This window comes from Sporosarcina psychrophila, from assembly GCF_001590685.1.
In the GTDB taxonomy this organism is placed as follows: domain Bacteria; phylum Bacillota; class Bacilli; order Bacillales_A; family Planococcaceae; genus Sporosarcina; species Sporosarcina psychrophila.
In genome coordinates this window covers 859,070-876,777 of the sequence record NZ_CP014616.1, presented here as the reverse complement: position 1 = coordinate 876,777, position 17,708 = coordinate 859,070, and the positions used below count along the sequence as shown (strand labels likewise).

Here is a 17,708-nt window from a genome sequence, read left to right as displayed (position 1 = left end):
TTATTCTACGGCAACGTTTTTTTAGCCACAAAAAAACGGCTTCCCATAATGGAAAGCCGCCTTTTGTAGAACTTATTTAGATTCAGGTTTAGTTTTAGCTCCGTCTTTCATGTCACTGCGTGTAATAATATGGTCAATTAAACCGTATTCTTTCGCACGTTCAGCTGTCATGAAGTTGTCGCGGTCCGTATCTCTCGCAATTACTTCAACCGATTGGCCAGTACGCTCAGCAAGAATCAAGTTTAGTTTTTCACGAGTGAAAAGGATATGTTTTGCAGCAATTTCAATTTCTGTTGCTTGCCCTTGTGCTCCACCTAATGGTTGGTGAATCATTACTTCTGCGTTAGGAAGCGCATAACGTTTCCCTTTAGTACCCGCCGCTAGTAGGAACGATCCCATAGATGCAGCCATCCCCATACAAATTGTTTGGATGTCAGGTTTGATGAATTGCATTGTGTCAAAAATCGCCATACCAGCAGTGACGCTTCCCCCGGGGCTATTAATGTAGATGGAAATATCTTTATCCGGATCTTCTGCTTCTAAAAATAGGAGTTGAGCAACGATAGAGTTCGCAACGTTGTCATCGATTCCACTTCCAAGCATGATAATACGGTCTTTCAATAGACGTGAATAGATGTCGTAAGCACGCTCACCGCGGCTAGTCTGTTCAATTACTGTAGGTATTAGATTCATTCTATTTCCTCCTTCAAGCTGGATAGTGTTGTCTACCTATTGAAACATAACTTCGTTTCAACTGTAACTTTATCATACATAGTATGGTCAACGAAGGTCAAATATAACGCTTTCAAAATAAGCATTGCATTCATTGAGCTACACCAGTATAATAAATCTAGTCTGCTGCAAAAGTTAGCCGATTTGTAACGCCCTCGTGGTGCAACGGATAGCACGTGAGCCTCCGAAGCTTAAGATGTGAGTTCGATTCTCGCCGAGGGCATATGATTACAACAATTTTACCCGTCATTGTTCATTCAATGGCGGGTATTTTCTATTCCCAATCACCACGTCATACTACCACGAATTCAAAACGCACCGGTTACAGTCATCCGCAGAAAGAATTGACGGGGTGATGAGAATATGAAAAAACGAAACCAAATTGATTCAGCGCTATTAAACGACATTCTAAGGGTTACCAATCAAGCCAAGCCGCAAACAATTCTATCGACCCAATCAGCCATTGACGAATTCCACCGATTCAACATGGCGAAAGGTTTGTCGGAATGGACAATTTCATCTTATGCAATGCGGGCGTGGGGTAAACAAATATACGGAAGCAAACAGTATGAAGAACGACTAGCCAAAAGAAAAAAAGTATTCATCCGCATAATTTTTCACATGGAAGCATAATTGTGATATAGAAGTTAAATAATATTGTTGATGATTCATTAATAAGAAAGACCATTTACGGTCCTTTTTTGAAGTATTCTTCTTCGCCTAACGAATCCATTAGTTTAATAACTTTCAGCAATATGAACAATTTTTCGAATAACTAAATTAACTTTCTCGTTGTCTTTAATTACAAACAAATGGTCCGCTTCATTTTCTATGTAACGTTGCACATTCTATAGAGATATTGTCATTTATAAGTTTTCACTTTAACTCTTGACCTTTAATAAAACTCAAATGCTCTTTTTTTGGTTTTTCTCCGGTTTTGAGTGAAGCGAAAAATCGTTCTTTCCTATCTTGAATAAAATAAATAAGCAAGGGTGTATGCTACATGCACCTCAGTAGACATAACACCCGTTCATGGAAGTAATAAACTCCATTACTCAATAAGAATAGCTGCCAAGTAAAGGCAGCTGATTTGTATTATAATCATATTCAAATCCACCTTTGATACTTGTAAAATCATCCTTACTATATATCTAACAGGATATCGATAATTCTACGACTAACTAGACGATGGATAGTACTATCAAAGTTTAACAATACAGCTACACCCATTCTTTCTTCCGGTACTAACGAAAGTAACGCTCGTACTGCTAATTGACCTCCCCCATGTTCTATAATTGTTTGTCCCTTGTATTTTTCTATAAACCAGCCTATTCCATAATAAATCGTATTATCTTCATTATTCCAAGGTTTTGATACGAGACTTACTGGTTTTTGCATTTGTTTTTTACTGTACAGCTCTAGATTAGCAGGTGATGAAAAGTTCAAGTGAAACAACATATATGAAGCTAATTCATTTGCTGTTGAATATAGAAAACCTATGGGTGCCGCAACCGGGTTCATTGGATAGGGAGTTTCATTTTTTTCAAACCCTAAATAATATTTAGCATAGTTGCTATCCTCAATAACGGCTTGGGAATCCCATGTAGTCCGCTTCATATGCAACGGTGTTAGTACATTATTCCTCAGATGAAGCTCCCAATTTTCCCCGGTCACTTTTTCGATTAGATCACCAAGAATAACAAAGGCGTCGGTACAATAATTCCAACCCTCTCCTGGAAGATATTCTAGGTCTACTTTACGAAACCACCGAGTGATATCCTCTCTAGATTGTATGCTTGCTATCTCCTGTTCTGACAAATTGTAATGAGCTAAAGCTTCACTCCACTCAGTTGGGGTGTCTGAATAAACTTCCATCACATTGGGAGCAATTAAATTTGCAATGCCTAAATCGGACGGAAATCCAGCCGTATGACTTAGTATATGTTTTACTGTGATTTGGTCACTCAATTGTTTGTCTTGTGTTCTAAAATATGGTAAGTAAACAACAAGTGGTACATCAAGATTAATTAATCCTTTTTCAGCCAGTTGCAAGATACAGGTTGCAACAAAGTTCTTTGTTACACTCTGTATACTCATGATGGTGTCCTCATCAATCGGCTTTTTAACTGGTTCAAGTTGAGAATAACCAAATCCTTTGGAAAAGATCACTCTATCTTCTTTTACGATTGACACACTCATGCCTACTGTATGTTCTCCCATAATATCATTTATCATATTATCTATCTTTTTAATTCTATTAGTTAATGTCTCCATTATTTCTCCATTTCTTAAATAAATACTAAGTATCCCTTCCGATTCTATCCGTTAAACAAATGATATTTAATATTTCAAGTAAAACATAATTATCAGCTTATTGTTCAATTATCCTGGATCGTTAGTTGAACAAAAATCATTGTTTGTTTTTATTACCTTTTTCAAACAAATAAAGGGTTAATAATACCCCTCCAAAAAGTAGAGGAACTCCAAAAATAAAATAAATATTTTTAGGTAATTCAAAAACACTTCTAAGATAACTGAAAAGAAATACCAAAAAAGCTAAAGTTATATATTTCCCCCATCGTCTCATATAAAAAATCCTTTCATTAGTCGGCTTGTATATGCTGTACACACCAGGTTAAAATAACGTCACTTCACGGAAGTGCTTGACTCCATTACTCAATAAAATAGAACTATGTTTTATGAACTTGAACTTAATGTTATAGTTTCAAACTCTTCGCCTTCTAAAGTTAATATTATCTTAGACGAAGAAGGAGTTTTAGTTTCCAGTTCGATAACATCCCCACTATAATAAATCCCTTTTCCATCTAATTTTATATCGCCTATACCCCAACCCAAGAAATCAGTACTTTCTACATTAAAATTAGGTGTGCTTAGCTGTTCAGGATTTTCACCTTTATAGGTAATCCTTATACTCTGAATCTCTTTTCCCCAAAAACTATATTCAGTAATTAGTTCGCCACTCCAATTTACACCTTCACCTTTGAATATAAGACCACTACTGTTTTCACAAGAAACTAACATCAACATTAAACAGATGATAAAAATGCACTTAGAAATATTCTTCATCCCAGCTACCTCCCCTTACGGTAACTATTTCTGCATCCTTCCAAATATACCTTTTTATCAGCTCAATGATCTTCAAGTAAAGTGCCAGTTAGTGAAACAAGGAACTGTATCTTAATAACTTTATTGTTCAATATTATTAAGGATCGACTATAGTTTTTTATTTAATGGAAATAAAACACAGTCTTTAATCGTATCACTATCCGTTAGTACCATTAATAATCGTTCAATTCCAAATCCCCAACCAGAAATGGGTGGCATTCCATATTCCATAGCTGTTAGATAATCTTCATCCATCTCCATAGCCTCCAAATCTCCATTACTTTTAAGAAGAGCTTGAGCCTCCAGTCTTCTTCTTTGTTCAAGTGGGTCAACCAACTCTGAATAGGCATTAATAATTTCCGCACCATTCACCACTAATTGGAACCGGTCTGTAAGAGCAGGGTTTTGATCATTGGCCCTAGCTAGTGGGGACAAGTCAATAGGATGTCGGATTAGAAATGTCGGTTTAACTAGTTGTGGCCGACACATTTTTTTGTAAAGAAGATCAATAAAATTACCTCTCCCTAAAGATTCAATGTCAGTATGTTCCAAGTCCATATTAACCCTCAATGTTGCTTGATATAAATCCTCAACATCAGGATAAAGATCTATATCAATCCCTGTGTCTTTTAAGATTAAATCCCTGAAAGAGACAATATCCCATTCAAGTGAAAAATTTATTGTTTGACCCCGGATGGTAATGGTAGTCGTATTAAAGATTTGATCCAGGACAAACAGAACCATATTACGCATTAATTTCATTGTATCCTCATAATTCCAATATGCCGCATACCCTTCAACCATTGTAAATTCTTGAAGATGTTGAGAACTAATCCCCTCGTTCCTAAAACACTTTGCAAATTCAAAAACTTTGGTAAATCCACCTACAATTAACCTTTTTAAATAGGTTTCCGGTGCAATACGTAAATTTAGTTCTGTATCTAAAGAGTTATGATAGGTCCTAAAAGGCTTAGCTAACGCCCCCGAGGAAGTATGCTGTAAAACTGGTGTTTCTACTTCTAAAAATTCCTGGTCCTCAAAGAACCTGCGAATGGCACGTACCATTTTGGTTCTAGCTAGTAAGCGACTTTGTGTGTCTTTTGTCACCATTAAATCTAAATAACGCTGTCTATATCGAAGTTCAACATTGCTTAAACCGTGCCATTTTTCTGGAAGAGTCCGTAACGCCTTCCCAAGAAACACATAACTTTCGATACGAAGTGTTTTCTCATTCGTTTTAGTCGTATACATACATCCTTCCACACCGATAAAATCTCCCATATCCAATAAATTGTGAAACTGATTATAAGGTTCCTCACCAATCTCATCCTTTTTCAACAGAAGTTGTAAGCTTCCTTGTATGTTTGAAATAGTAATGAAACTTAATTTACTGAAATTTCTAATGCTCATTATTCTTCCAGCAACTAGGACCCCAGAAGTTCCGTCTTCGAGTTGAGCAGCTTCATAAATTTCATTATTTGTAGAAAACCTTTCAGGATATACTGAAATCCCTTGCGATTTTAAAGTCTCTAATTTCTCTATTCTTAAAGCTATTTGTTCATTGCTCATTCTTTTCACTCCATTCTTTTAGTTTGTTTATAAGGCTTTTTATGTTATGGATTTAAATTTCCAAACAACAAAAAAACTCCCACCCCCAAGACATTTGTCTTGAGGACGGGAGTTTATAGCTCCGCGGTACCACCTCAGTTTATTGATATGTCGCCATATCAACCTCTTCGAGTACGTCAATTTTCTAATAATTGATTATACCCTATCTCTTTAACGGGAGATCCCGTCGCAGTATCACTAAGAATGCTCTTAGATTCGTGCGAAGCTCCAAGACTTTTTTTCATTAAGATCATTATTACTCCTTCCCACCTACCGGAGCTCTCTGAAAATAATTAATCAAAATTACTCTTCTCTTCATAGCCGTACATTATATATTGATTGAAAATAATTTAGCATAATTAAATGGAATAGTCAATTTCTATTTGATGGGTTGCAGTGACAGTTCGGTCTTGCCCTCACAGTTTGACGCGATGCCATGACAGTTCCCGACTTTCCCCTCACAGTTTGACGTGACGCCGTGACAGTTCGGCCTCGCCCTAACAGTTTAACGGGATGCCATGACAGTTCCCGACTTTCCCCTTACAGTTTACCGAGCTACCATGACTTCAAGTCGTATCCTCATGACTAATACAATCCAGTCTCCATAAAAAAACCGTTACCACTTGTCGTTTGACAGCGCTAACGGTGATTGTTTTATTTAATTGCCATTTTCAACAAGTACTGCGAGTGATTCTAGCGCCTGTTCCTCGTCAATTCCTTCTGCAATCAACGTAACAGTCGTGCCGCGCGCGATGGCTAGGCTCATGATCCCCATTATACTTTTAGCATTTACTTGGCGTTCTTCTTTTTTCAAAAATACATCGGACAAAAACCTATTTGCCTCTTGGACAAAAAGTGCTGCTTGCCTTGCTTGCAATCCTGATTTCAACTTCACTTCAACTATTCGTTCTGCCATGACAGCGCCAGCTCCTCTCTTGGTTCGACAGCGGATTTACCGACTACCGATTCCCCCATTGCGAAGATTTTCCGCAATTTCTTCGATTTTTCTTAAGCGATGGTTCACACCTGATTTACTTACCATTCCACCCGAAACCAGTTCTCCAAGTTCCTTCAACGTAATATCCTGATTGTCGACCCGAAGCCTTGCGATTTCTTGTAATCTATCTGGTAATTCAGCAAGTCCAATCGTACTTTCAATAAACTTTATATTTTCAACTTGGCGCTGTGCTGCACCAATTGTTTTATTCATATTCGCGGTTTCACAATTCACAAGCCTGTTCACACTATTTCGCATATCGCGTATAATTCGTACATCTTCAAACTTCATTAAGCTCACGTGCGCGCCGACAATACTAAGGAAATCCGATATTTTTTCAGCTTCTTTCAAATAAGCAATATACCCTTTTTTCCGTTCAATCGACTTCGCATTCAAATGGTATTTGTTCATCAAATCGACTAAGTCTTCACTATGTTCTTTATATATCGAAAAGATTTCAAGGTGATAAGAAGATGTTTCCGGGTTATTCACGGAACCCCCTGCCAGAAAAGCCCCCCGCAGATAAGCGCGTTGACAGCATCTCTTTTTAACCAATTCCTTTGAAATCTCATTTTTAAATTGAAATGTTCCCGTCAGGATTAGTAGTTCTTCCAAAAGAGCTTTTGCTCCACCTCTAATCCGGCAAATGTAAACGTTGTTTTTTTTCAAGCGCATCTTTTTTCGAACAAGCAACTCTACTTTATAAGGATACAATCGTTTTAAATTCGTATATAGGCGTCTGGCAATCGCTGCATTTTCAGTTTGTACGTCCAAACTTAACTGTTTATTAGAAAAGGAAAGTGCACCATTCATCCTAATGAACGCCGCTACTTCTGCCTTTACACAACAGTCATCCGCTTCTATCTGTGTCATTTCCTTTTTTGTTTCTGAAGCAAAAGACATGATTCTTCCCCTTTCTCGGCGACGATCACGTCTGTTCCGTTTCGATCCCATTTTCCATATATTCTATAAGCCATTTAGCTACTTTTTCGGAATCATGTATGATAGTTCCATTTAATAATAAGCAAATGTCTTTTACTACGATATTTGGTACAAGTTGTTGAAGCGTTTCCAAATCGTTTTCGACAGGCCAGGGAGGCCCCGTCCATTCTTTCCCACCCTGCAACGCAGAAAATTCTGTGCCGTTCAATAAAACCGTGTCGATAAAAGGTTCACCCGCATGATCATACAATGCCTGCACATGCTCCGAAGCTGTATAGCGGTGTGTTTCTCCTGCTTGCGTCGTCAAGTTGTTAATATACACCTTTTTTGCCTTACATGACAAGACCGCTTTACGAATTGATTGGACAAGCAGTGCCGGCAAGATGCTTGTATATAGGCTGCCTGGGCCAATAATGATCAGGTCAGCAGAATTTATTGCCTCTATTGTTTCAGGTAACGGTTCAACTTCTTGTGGTGATAAATACACTTTACGAATTTTACGTTCGTAAACCGGTATTTTCGATTCACCCGTCACGATTGTACCGTCTTCGAGTTCTGCGTGCAATGTGATCCGCTGATTAGCGGCTGGTAATACTTTCCCTTTTATGTTTAGTACCCTGCTCATTTGTTCGACTGCTCGTGCGAAATCACCTGTGATATCCGTCATAGCAGCCAGCATAAGATTACCGAGTGAATGACCTTTCAAATCCTCTGAAGTAGCAAAGCGGTATTCAAACATTTCTTCGATTAATGGCTCAACATCTGAAAGCGCTGCCATCACTTTACGAATATCACCCGGAGGTGGTATGTCATATTCGTCAAGAAGTCTGCCCGAACTGCCGCCATCATCAGCTACTGTAACGACCGCAGTCAAATCGACAGGGTAATTTTTCAATCCGCGTAGCAAAGTGGATAAACCAGTTCCGCCGCCTAACACAACGACTTTCTTCAAGTTCCCGGATTTCGGCATAGCGTCAATCCTTTCTTTTTTCAATATCCCTATGGGTGATGAGTGTCCGGTACTCGTCTTTGAACCGGCTTCCGAAAAATTCAGCGAGTGTTACAGAACGGTGTTGACCTCCTGTACAGCCGAATGCAATCACAACTTGTGATTTTCCTTCATTTTTATATTGTGGAATTAAGAACTTAAATAAGTCCGTGAGTTTTTCAATAAGGATTTGAGTATCTTTCCATTTCAGTACATAGTCATAGACTTCTTTCTCGAGTCCCGTCTTCGGTTTCAAATCCTCAATGTAGAAAGGATTTGGTAGGAAACGCACGTCAAACACGACATCTGCATCAATTGGCATGCCATGCTTAAAACCGAAAGAGAGGAAGTTTAGTGTAAAACCAAGATCATCCTTAGAGGAGAACTCAGCCATTATTTTCTCTCTCAATGCCCTTGGTTTTAAACTTGTAGTGTTGAAAATCGAGCGTGCACGGCCTTTCATCTCAGACAACAGCAGGCGCTCTTTCTTTATACCTGCTAGAGGCAATCCGCCTGCCGATAATGGATGTGACCTTCTAGATTCCTTATAGCGTCGAACAAGCGTCTCATCGTCTGCATCAAGGAATAATATTCGTGATGATACACCCTGCATTTCCAAAAGGTCATCCAGAGCACCAATGAGCGAATCAAATAGGTCACCTCCACGCGTATCCATTACAGCGGCTATCCGTTTCATTTGATTTTCCGATTTCATCATCAAATTCAGAAACATAACTAATAGCTCTGGAGGCAAATTATCGATGCAATAAAATCCAAGATCTTCAAAGCTCTGCACTGCAACCGTCTTACCTGCACCCGACATCCCCGTAATAATAACTATTTCAATATCGCTGCTTGGCTTCCCTATTTCAGTCATTGTCCATCACCTTCCACAGAATTTTGGATTTCCTCTTTCAAGAGTTTAAATTCTTCGGTATAAAAGAACGTTCCATACTGTATCCCACTCTGAGATACTGCAAACAGTAAATTGGTTCGATCCCCTTCTGCCATCGGAAGTGTCTCTAAGCTTTCAACAGGATGCCATTCCAATACTCCTTCAATTGTCGTTTCAAACGGTTTACCCACTAAGTCAAAAGCAATGAATGTGTGGAGCATCCATTCGTTTTTCACAGTCTCCCCAGTTTCATCTGTAATCATCATTGTGTAGACGCCTTTTAACAATGGACTAATCGGTACAGCACCGGTTTCTTCCGTGAATTCTCTGACGGCTGTTTCGTAAACCGATTCACCCGGATCCATCTTTCCACCAGGAGCTACATACCACCCGCGACGAGGTTTTTTTAACAGTAATACATGATTATCTTTTACTACAAGTAAATTTACGATTCTCTGCATTTGTCTAACCCCACTTTTTATAAACGCATAGTATCATTATACATCGAACCGTTGTAAAACGACAAAAAAAAGGCAACCCATCGGATAAACCGATAAATTGCCTTTCAAAATTTACTTTATCAAAAGGGGGGTCAATTGATACTTTTACTATACCCTTTAGACATTGCATTTCTGTTACAGCTACATTAAGGTTACATTAAGCTTTTGCGCCTAATTTCTCCATCAATTCCTCAACGTATTTCTGGACAGCCTGCGCAGCAATACTACCGTCTCCAGTAGCCGTTACAACTTGACGCAATAATTTTTCACGAACATCCCCTGCAGCATAAATACCAGGTACAGATGTTTCCATGATTTCGTTTGTTGCGACGTAACCATTTTCGTCAAGAATACCAAGTTTAGCAAATGGAGCAGTTAACGGGTCCATTCCGATGTAGACGAACATGCCATCCGCTTCAAATACCCTTTCAGAACCATCAACAGTTGAAACAAGTGTAACGGAACCAACTTTTCCTTCTCTAGCATTTACTTCTTTCACAGATGAATTCCAGATGAATTCAATCTTGTCGTTTGCAAATGCACGGTCTTGAAGAATTTTTTGTGCACGTAATTCACCGCGGCGATGAACAATCGTCACCTTATCTGCAAACCGTGTCAAATAAGTTCCCTCTTCTACGGCAGAATCGCCACCGCCTACAACAACGAGCTCTTTCTTACGGAAGAATGCTCCATCACAAACCGCACAATAGCTTACGCCACGGCCTGTAAGTTCAGCTTCTCCGGGAATACCCATTTTTTTGTATTCAGCACCTGTCGTAATAATAATCGCACGGGCTTTATACTCTTTATCCCCGACGACTATCGTCTTGTAACTTTCTCCATCAATAACATCTGTAACATCGCCATAAGCATATTCAGCACCAAACTTACGCGCGTGATCAAACATTTTTGTAGAAAGGTCCGGACCTAATATATGTTCGAATCCTGGGTAGTTTTCAATTTCTTCCGTATTAGCCATTTGGCCGCCTGGAATTCCCCGTTCAAGCATTAACGTTGAAAGGTTCCCACGAGATGTATAGACAGCAGCCGTCATCCCCGCAGGGCCGGCACCAATAATAATGACATCATAAATTTTTTCAGTTGTCATGTGAATTTCCTCCTCTACAACATTTACACACCAAATCGTATAGGATACGTAAGTTCCATTCAACTTTTCTGCTTACAATGAAAAGCGAAAGGCGCCTGCTAGACGCGACAGGCATAAGTCGATCCAGCGACGTGGCGCACTTTGCCACATAGCTGGATTGCTTATGACCAAGCGGCTGGCGCCTGGAGTCTAGACACTAAGAAAAGCGTAAGGCGCCGTCCAGCCCCGACAGGCATAAGACGTTTTGCGAGGAGGCGTACTTCAGCCCCCACAGCAAAATGGCTTATGACCCAAGGGGTTGGCGCCTGGAGCTAGACACCGAGAAAAGCGTAAGGCGCCTTAAAAAGGAACGCAGCCTAAGTACGCCACTTCCTGTGGCAACAGCTGCATGACCTACATCCTGTAGGCCCCCGACAGGCATAAGACGGGCGGGCTAAGCGGCGTTCTTTGCCGAATAGCCTGACTGACTTATGTCCCGAGGAGTTGGCGCCTGGAGCTAGACACCAAGAAAAGCGCAAGCGCCTTGGTAGACCCGAAAAGCGCTGGAGGGCCTTAAGATAAAGGCGCTCTTTGCCTTTAACTTAAGGACTGAAGCGACTCGAGGGTCTAGGCGCTGGAGCTAGACACTATTCTAAGTCAAAAAAACGTATACTCTCTTACCAATATATGTCGAACTAATGATTCTATATAATCTCCAGCGAAGGCGCCTCATAGGGGTAGCCGAAGCAATAAGACTGACAGCGGTTTTCTGTCTGGCTTATTGCGGGAGGCATCCCCAAGCGCCGAGCGTTGTTGAGAGGATTCTTTATGTCAACATATATGATAAGAAAAGTGTAGGACCTTAGGCATCAAATTGTGGTAAATACTCAATCAATTCTCCGACATACTTTGTCAGCGTCGGGACTGATATTCCGAATTCCTTTGCAATCGCTGTTTTTGTTACATCAGGATAACGGGATGATTGGAACATATAATCTGCTGCGGCTGCAAGTGCCGCCGGGTTTCTAAACAAATAAGAACGACTTAATGCAGTTTCGCATAGGGTGAACCACATTTGAAACAGATGAGATGCTTGTTTATCGAGCGGACAATATTTGTTGTAAAGTAAGTCGGTCGTTTCAAGCGCTCGCATAAATGACTTATCAAAGTTGGTTTCCGGCATGAATTCATAATCGAGACCACTTGCCAGAAAAAGCCGCTCGTAGTCACTCAGTTTTTCCATTTCAATATAAGATGGATGTGAGATAATTTCCTGCTTGTGACCTGACTTTCCAAGAAGATAAAAACCGAACATCCTTTCACTTCTGTAGGTGTTGGCAATTTTACTTAGTAAAAATTCCCTATCCTGCTCAAGTGAATCAGACGTGATAATCTCTTGGACACCATTCCACGGCTCGTAACCCGCCTTCGATGGATCCAGTTCAATCAGCTTTGCATATGCTTCTCGCGCCACTTTTTCATGTCCAGAGAAATAAGCGGAATGGGACAGCCAGAAGTAGTAGCCTGTGTCCCCTTCAAACCCTCTCTTTTGTAGACTTCTGAGCCAATTATAAGCTTCTTTATGTCTTCCAATAAGCGCAAACGTCGCGCCGAGTTTATAGCGATTTTCAAATTGATACGGTTTAATTTTCACAAGCAAAGCAAGTAGAGACTCCAATTCCTCTTCCTTCTTTTCGTAATAATAAAAGACCGCCAGATTACAAAGTGCATGGATATTTCCTTTATTACGATTTAAAACATCATGAAGTAACTTACTAGCTCGCTCGTTTTCCCCGATATAAAAATAAGCCAGAGCTAAATTATTATAAGCGGCCCAAAACTCCGGATAATCGACAATAATCGACTCAAGTAATTCCACGGCCGCCTTGAATTCACCTGACTCCATAAGTCGGCGTGCCTTTTCCTGTAAAAAGAATACTTCACCGTCCGGCATTTCATCATCATTAAATGACTCTTCCTGTTCTGCGAAATCAATAATTTCCATTGAATCATCAGCAAATGGACCATCAGGATCAATTAATATATATTTTTCCGCATACATTTTTGCATCCCGCAGCATACCAAGATGGGCATGCACTTCTGCCAAATAGAATATAATTTCCTCTTCCGAAGGTGCGAATGAGTTTGCAGTCATTAGCAGTTCATGAGCTTCCTCAAAACGTCCCTCTTCCATGACGAGCACGCCATATTCCATGAGGATTTTCCAATCTTCAGGACTAAGCTCTGATGCTCTTTTCAAATACCGCTGTGCATCTTCAAAACGATCGCGTTGCATCGCCTGAATCGCTTTATTATAATAAAATTCACCGTCTGGAATGAACGAAATAATTTTTTTATCATGCTTGTTACGTAGTTTATCCAATCATATTCCCCCGAAAAAATAAGAAGGAACGCAAAGCACGTTCCTTCTCGTATTGTCCCCCATTATACCATAAGATACATCGGCACTATCCGTTTTCATTTTTTTGTTGTCGCTCAATCATCTGCTCCAGTGTAAAGATGATCTTAACCGGATTGCCACCAGCAAACACACCTGGTGGGATATCACGGTTTACGAGAGAAGCAGCAGAAATAATTGCCCCATCTCCAATTTCCACTCCGGGAAGAATTGTCGTATTTGCTCCAATTAATACGTTCTTTCCAATAATGACATCTCCTATACGATACTCATCTATTAAGTATTCATGTGCAAGGATTGTCGTATTGAAGCCAATGATTGAATTGTCACCGACTTTTATCCTCTCGGGGAACATGACATCAGGCATCACCATAAGGGCGAAAGATGTCTTATTCCCAACTTCCATTTTCAAAAATGTGCGGAACAAAAAGTTCTTCATCGGGATGAAAGGTGTGTACCTCGATAATTGGATAACAGCAAAGTTTTTTGCAACTTTGAAAAAAGGAACCGTCTTGTAAATATGCCAAAGTGAATTTGCTCCCTCTCGTGCGGGATACCTTTCAGTACGTCTCAATCTTTTTCGCCTTTAACCAATTGGAGTAGTTCCGAAATATGCTGCAACATGTAATCTGGGTTGAATGTTTGTAAAAAGACTTCCCCTTTTGCCGACCATGCGACACCCGCTGTACGGACCCCTGCATTTTGCCCACCAACTATGTCATGGTAGTTATCCCCGATCATAAGGGCTTCATCCGCGTTGGCTCCCAATCGTTCGAGTGCTAGTAAAATCGGTTCTGGATCAGGCTTCGTTTTCGTTACATCATCCATTGCAATGACTTCGTCAAAAACCCCTTCCACATCAAGGAGTTCTAACCCTCTCATAATCATATCTTTTCTCTTGGTCGAGACAATCGCCATTTTCATGCCCGCTGCCTTCAACAACCTCATCGTTTCAGAAACACCGTCAAACTCAATTGAAAGTTCGTCATGCATTGATTTATTCCATGCTCTATATTCTTCAATCAGTTGCTCCGTCTTTTCAGGTTCAACCGAATCGAATGATTCATACAATGTTGGCCCTAAAAACGGTAGTATATCGATTCGTTCATATTTCCCCGGGTAATGATTACCAAGGACATATTGGAATGTCTGGATGATCAATTCATTCGTATCCAGTAATGTTCCGTCAAAATCAAATAGTAGTGTAGTAATTGGTTTAGCCATCTGCAACCGGAACCTCCTTTTTTTTCTGTTGTTCAGCCCGTTTCCAGACATATGCGACAATGATCGTCAACACGAAAGCTGTTACGACCCGGATAATCAGTAATGGCAGAATCGGAATGCCTAGTGGGATAAAAATCAGTGTATCTTCTATAACTGCATGACAGGCGACTAGAAAGATGAATGCCAGTGTTGCGTCCTTCTTGCTCACACCATCCTCTTGTACGGCCTGTATCATAACGCCAGCACCATAAGCGAGACCGATAACCAAACCGGCAACAAGTGTCATCGACGCATTGGATTGTACGCCAATTACTTTCGTGAAGGGTGCCAGTTTCTCCGAAAATTTCTGCAAATAATTACGATCTTTCAAGAACTGAACAATAATCATAAGTGGAATAACAATTATGGCAAGCTGAAGAACTCCAAATGACGCTTTCTGAACACCTAACAGTCCAATTTCTAACCAACCATCTGGTATATCCGTAACTTTCGGAGTCATTCCGTAACGTGCTGTCTCTCCTCCGCCTTGCCACATCAAGTTAATGATAATACCTGACATCGCTGCAAGCCCAAAACGTACCACGAGCACAATCCATAACTTCACGCCAACTTTCAGTGCAACGCCTGTTTCAATGAATAGATTATGTGAAAATGACAACATGATGGCGATGATGAATACTTCCTTCACAGTCATTTCCAACGATAAAATCCCTGCAATTCCCGCATATAAATTGAGTGCATTACCAAGCACTAACGGGATTGCAGCTTCTCCACTAAGACCGAATATCCCCATAAACGGTGCAACAAGTTTAATAAGCCACGGTAACACGGGTGTATGCTGTAAAATGACGACGAGTACTGTGATTGGAAAGATGATTTTCCCCAGTGTCCACGTTGTCCGAAGTCCTGCCTTTAATCCATTTTGAAGCGTCCCCATTCCCCAAACTCCTTCTTATTTATCTTGATACTTCACATTTACTTTTTGAACATATCTTCTCACTATGAATACCGCGATAGCAACAATGATTGTGATAACCGATACTAGCTGCGCCGCCCGAAGTTCACCTATGACATATAAGCTGTCTGTTCGCATCCCCTCAATGAAGAAGCGTCCAGCAGAATACCAGACAAGGTAAAATAGAAACATTTCGCCGCGCTTCAAATTCACCTTGCGCAACAAGATAATGATGATAAGTCCCACAATATTCCACATAGATTCATAAAGGAATGTCGGATGATACGTCACGCCTTCAATCGTCATTTGGTTCATAATCCAATCAGGAATAATCGTTGTTTCAAGGAACTTTTCCGAAACAGGACCTCCGTGCGCTTCCTGATTCATGAAATTGCCCCAACGACCGATAATTTGACCAATCAGCAGTCCAGCTGCTGCGATATCGACCACTTTCCAGAATGAAATACCTCTCTTTTTCGTGAAGAAGTATGTCGTAATGAAGGCACCAATTAATGCACCATGGATAGCGATGCCGCCTTGCCAAATTTGAATAATTTGTCCCGGATTGTCTTTATAATAATCCCACGAGAAAATAACATAGTAGATTCGCGCACTAACAATCGCGATTGGAACGGCCCAAATGAGCAGATCCGTCAAAAAGTCCGGATGCATCCCGCGCTTAACCATTTCCTTTTGAACAACAATGAATGCGAGGACAATCCCCAGCGCAATTAAAATCCCATACCACCTGACTTCAAGCGAACCTAGCGAAAATGCAATCGGGTTTATTGCCAGTACATTAAACATGTATTAACCTATCCTTTCTCTATCAATCATTTACTTTCGATTCACTTTAATTTCATCAGCAAGTTTTTTCGTAAACTCCTCTGCTGCATTGACTCCAAGTTTTTTCATTCGATAATCCATTGCCGCAACTTCAATAATAACGGACAAGTTACGCCCAGGTCTTACCGGCACAGTCAGCTTCGTCAATTCTGAATCCATAATTTTCATCTTTTCTTCATCAATACCAAGCCGGTCATAAATCTTGTCCTGATCCCAAAATTCAAGATCGACGATAATTAAAATTCGTTTATCGCTCTTCACGGCGCTGGCTCCGAACAATGTCATCATATCTACAATCCCGACTCCACGGATTTCAAGCATATGTTCAAGTAGTTTTGGTGCATTTCCAATCAACACATTTTTTGCTACCTGTCTAATTTCCACAAGGTCATCAGCCACAAGTCGATGGCCCCTTTTCACAAGTTCAAGCGCTGTTTCACTTTTACCTACACCACTCTTACCCGTGATCAGTATCCCTATTCCATAAACATCTACAAGCACTCCATGAATGGCTGTCATTGGTGCAAGTCTGCCACTTAGATAATTCGTCAGCATACCCGAAAATCGCGTCGTTGGAACATCCGTTTTCAAGACAGGAATGCCTTGATTTTCAGCAGCCTCAATCAATTCAACCGGCACTTCCATTTCATGTGCCACAATGATGGCCGGCGTAGTTTCTGAACAGAGTCTTTTCATCCGATCTATCCGTTCTGCTTCGGTTAAGTTCGCGAAAAATGATAGCTCTGTCTTGCCCAATAGTTGAACACGATCCGCTAGGTAGTAATTGAAATAACCAGCCATTTCAAGGCCTGGTCTTGAAATATCACTCGTATGTATCTCACGCTCGATGCCGGCTTCGCCTGCGCATAGTTCAAGAAAAAGTTTTTCTTGTGCGTCCTTTACTGTTACATAAGACATTAACTCGCCCCTTTTCTATATATTCCAAACGTCTATAGCCTATTTTACCATGCTCTTTTTCAAATGAAATGATTTAGTGCCGAAACTGTCCACCTCTAAACTCTTTTTCCATATATAGAGGATAAGGAGGGGAAGATTTTGACGACAATAATGATTGATGCAGGGCACGGTCCCAAGACAGCGGGAACACACTAAACAGATGGACTATTGCGGGAATTCCGCTTTTACAGCTTGTAATCGAACAGACCGCGGCGTGAAGAAAGCGAACTACGCTGTCCTACGTGAAACCCCGACGCCTGCGATACTTATTGAGTGCGCATTCATGACAAATTGAGAAGAAGCCGCGTTATTAATGAAGAAAGTATATAGACCTCAGTGTGCAAGGGCAATTGCTCACGCACTATCAACTTATATTTATCAAGAGAATAAATATTTTTTGATAGGGAGAAAGCAATTGTCGTGGTAACTATC

General features: G+C 40.5%; 18 protein-coding genes, 1 tRNA gene and 1 other annotated feature. Of the genes, 3 read left to right on the top strand and 16 right to left on the bottom strand.

All coding sequences use genetic code 11. The annotated features are described in order from the left end of the window. Positions 1 to 72: 72 nt before the first annotated feature. Positions 73 to 693, bottom strand: a complete 621-nt coding sequence (gene clpP, locus AZE41_RS04190; RefSeq protein WP_067206000.1) for an ATP-dependent Clp endopeptidase proteolytic subunit ClpP — start codon at positions 691 to 693, stop codon at positions 73 to 75. Positions 694 to 883: 190 nt separating this feature from the next. Between clpP and AZE41_RS04185 the strand changes: the two genes are divergently transcribed. Next, positions 884 to 955 (top strand) — tRNA-Arg (locus tag AZE41_RS04185). A gap of 140 nt (positions 956 to 1,095) precedes the next feature. Further along, on the top strand, positions 1,096 to 1,365 hold the full coding sequence (locus tag AZE41_RS04180) for a hypothetical protein (protein WP_067205998.1): 270 nt from the start codon (positions 1,096 to 1,098) through the stop codon (positions 1,363 to 1,365). 510 nt (positions 1,366 to 1,875) lie between these two features. On the opposite strand, the gene AZE41_RS04175 is transcribed toward AZE41_RS04180, so the two are convergent. The 15 genes from AZE41_RS04175 to hprK form a co-directional block, all read right to left on the bottom strand. Further along, positions 1,876 to 3,006, bottom strand: coding sequence for a serine hydrolase domain-containing protein (locus AZE41_RS04175; protein ID WP_067205995.1), 1,131 nt, complete (start codon positions 3,004 to 3,006; stop codon positions 1,876 to 1,878). Positions 3,007 to 3,429: 423 nt separating this feature from the next. Beyond that, on the bottom strand, positions 3,430 to 3,819 hold the full coding sequence (locus AZE41_RS04170) for a hypothetical protein (protein WP_067205993.1): 390 nt from the start codon (positions 3,817 to 3,819) through the stop codon (positions 3,430 to 3,432). A 147-nt stretch (positions 3,820 to 3,966) separates the two neighbouring features. Beyond that, positions 3,967 to 5,427 (bottom strand): lysine--tRNA ligase, encoded by a 1,461-nt coding sequence (lysS, locus tag AZE41_RS04165; RefSeq protein WP_067205990.1) that lies wholly within the window; start codon positions 5,425 to 5,427, stop codon positions 3,967 to 3,969. Between the two features lie 98 nt (positions 5,428 to 5,525). Then, positions 5,526 to 5,794: a binding site (T-box leader), on the bottom strand. Between the two features lie 330 nt (positions 5,795 to 6,124). Further along, the gene (locus tag AZE41_RS04160) at positions 6,125 to 6,382 is read right to left on the bottom strand and encodes an HPr family phosphocarrier protein (RefSeq protein ID WP_067205987.1); all 258 of its coding nucleotides are present in this window, start codon (positions 6,380 to 6,382) and stop codon (positions 6,125 to 6,127) included. A 36-nt stretch (positions 6,383 to 6,418) separates the two neighbouring features. Next, on the bottom strand, positions 6,419 to 7,366 hold the full coding sequence (gene whiA / locus AZE41_RS04155) for a DNA-binding protein WhiA (RefSeq protein WP_067205985.1): 948 nt from the start codon (positions 7,364 to 7,366) through the stop codon (positions 6,419 to 6,421). Between the two features lie 25 nt (positions 7,367 to 7,391). Next, positions 7,392 to 8,375: a gluconeogenesis factor YvcK family protein gene (locus tag AZE41_RS04150; protein ID WP_067213832.1), complete on the bottom strand. Its 984-nt coding sequence runs from the start codon at positions 8,373 to 8,375 to the stop codon at positions 7,392 to 7,394. Between the two features lie 4 nt (positions 8,376 to 8,379). Next, positions 8,380 to 9,270, bottom strand: coding sequence for an RNase adapter RapZ (rapZ, locus tag AZE41_RS04145; RefSeq protein ID WP_067205982.1), 891 nt, complete (start codon positions 9,268 to 9,270; stop codon positions 8,380 to 8,382). Then, entirely contained in the window at positions 9,267 to 9,749 is a 483-nt protein-coding gene (locus tag AZE41_RS04140) for an NUDIX hydrolase (protein ID WP_067205979.1), read from the bottom strand. Before AZE41_RS04140 ends, rapZ begins: the two co-directional genes overlap by 4 nt. A gap of 196 nt (positions 9,750 to 9,945) precedes the next feature. Continuing rightward, on the bottom strand, positions 9,946 to 10,896 hold the full coding sequence (gene trxB / locus AZE41_RS04135; RefSeq protein ID WP_067205976.1) for a thioredoxin-disulfide reductase: 951 nt from the start codon (positions 10,894 to 10,896) through the stop codon (positions 9,946 to 9,948). 841 nt (positions 10,897 to 11,737) lie between these two features. Then, positions 11,738 to 13,258 carry a tetratricopeptide repeat protein gene (locus tag AZE41_RS04130; RefSeq protein WP_067205973.1) on the bottom strand — a complete coding sequence of 507 codons (1,521 nt, stop codon included), beginning with the start codon at positions 13,256 to 13,258 and terminating at the stop codon, positions 11,738 to 11,740. Between the two features lie 85 nt (positions 13,259 to 13,343). Next, complete coding sequence (locus AZE41_RS04125; protein WP_067205970.1) at positions 13,344 to 13,868, bottom strand: acyltransferase; 525 nt, start codon at positions 13,866 to 13,868, stop codon at positions 13,344 to 13,346. Continuing rightward, positions 13,865 to 14,518, bottom strand: coding sequence for a pyrophosphatase PpaX (ppaX, locus tag AZE41_RS04120; protein ID WP_067205968.1), 654 nt, complete (start codon positions 14,516 to 14,518; stop codon positions 13,865 to 13,867). The genes AZE41_RS04125 and ppaX overlap by 4 nt, the downstream gene beginning before the upstream one ends. Beyond that, positions 14,511 to 15,455, bottom strand: a complete 945-nt coding sequence (locus AZE41_RS04115; RefSeq protein ID WP_067205966.1) for a nucleoside recognition domain-containing protein — start codon at positions 15,453 to 15,455, stop codon at positions 14,511 to 14,513. The genes ppaX and AZE41_RS04115 overlap by 8 nt, the downstream gene beginning before the upstream one ends. Before the next feature lie 15 nt (positions 15,456 to 15,470). Then, positions 15,471 to 16,280: a prolipoprotein diacylglyceryl transferase gene (gene lgt / locus AZE41_RS04110; RefSeq protein WP_067205964.1), complete on the bottom strand. Its 810-nt coding sequence runs from the start codon at positions 16,278 to 16,280 to the stop codon at positions 15,471 to 15,473. 30 nt (positions 16,281 to 16,310) lie between these two features. Continuing rightward, a complete protein-coding gene (gene hprK, locus AZE41_RS04105) occupies positions 16,311 to 17,237 on the bottom strand; it encodes an HPr(Ser) kinase/phosphatase (protein ID WP_067205961.1) in 927 nt (308 codons plus the stop codon). 157 nt (positions 17,238 to 17,394) lie between these two features. Here hprK and AZE41_RS22015 point away from each other — a divergent pair, with 157 nt between their 5' ends. Then, positions 17,395 to 17,571 (top strand): N-acetylmuramoyl-L-alanine amidase, encoded by a 177-nt coding sequence (locus AZE41_RS22015; RefSeq protein WP_082786482.1) that lies wholly within the window; start codon positions 17,395 to 17,397, stop codon positions 17,569 to 17,571. The last annotated feature ends 137 nt before the right edge of the window (positions 17,572 to 17,708 follow it).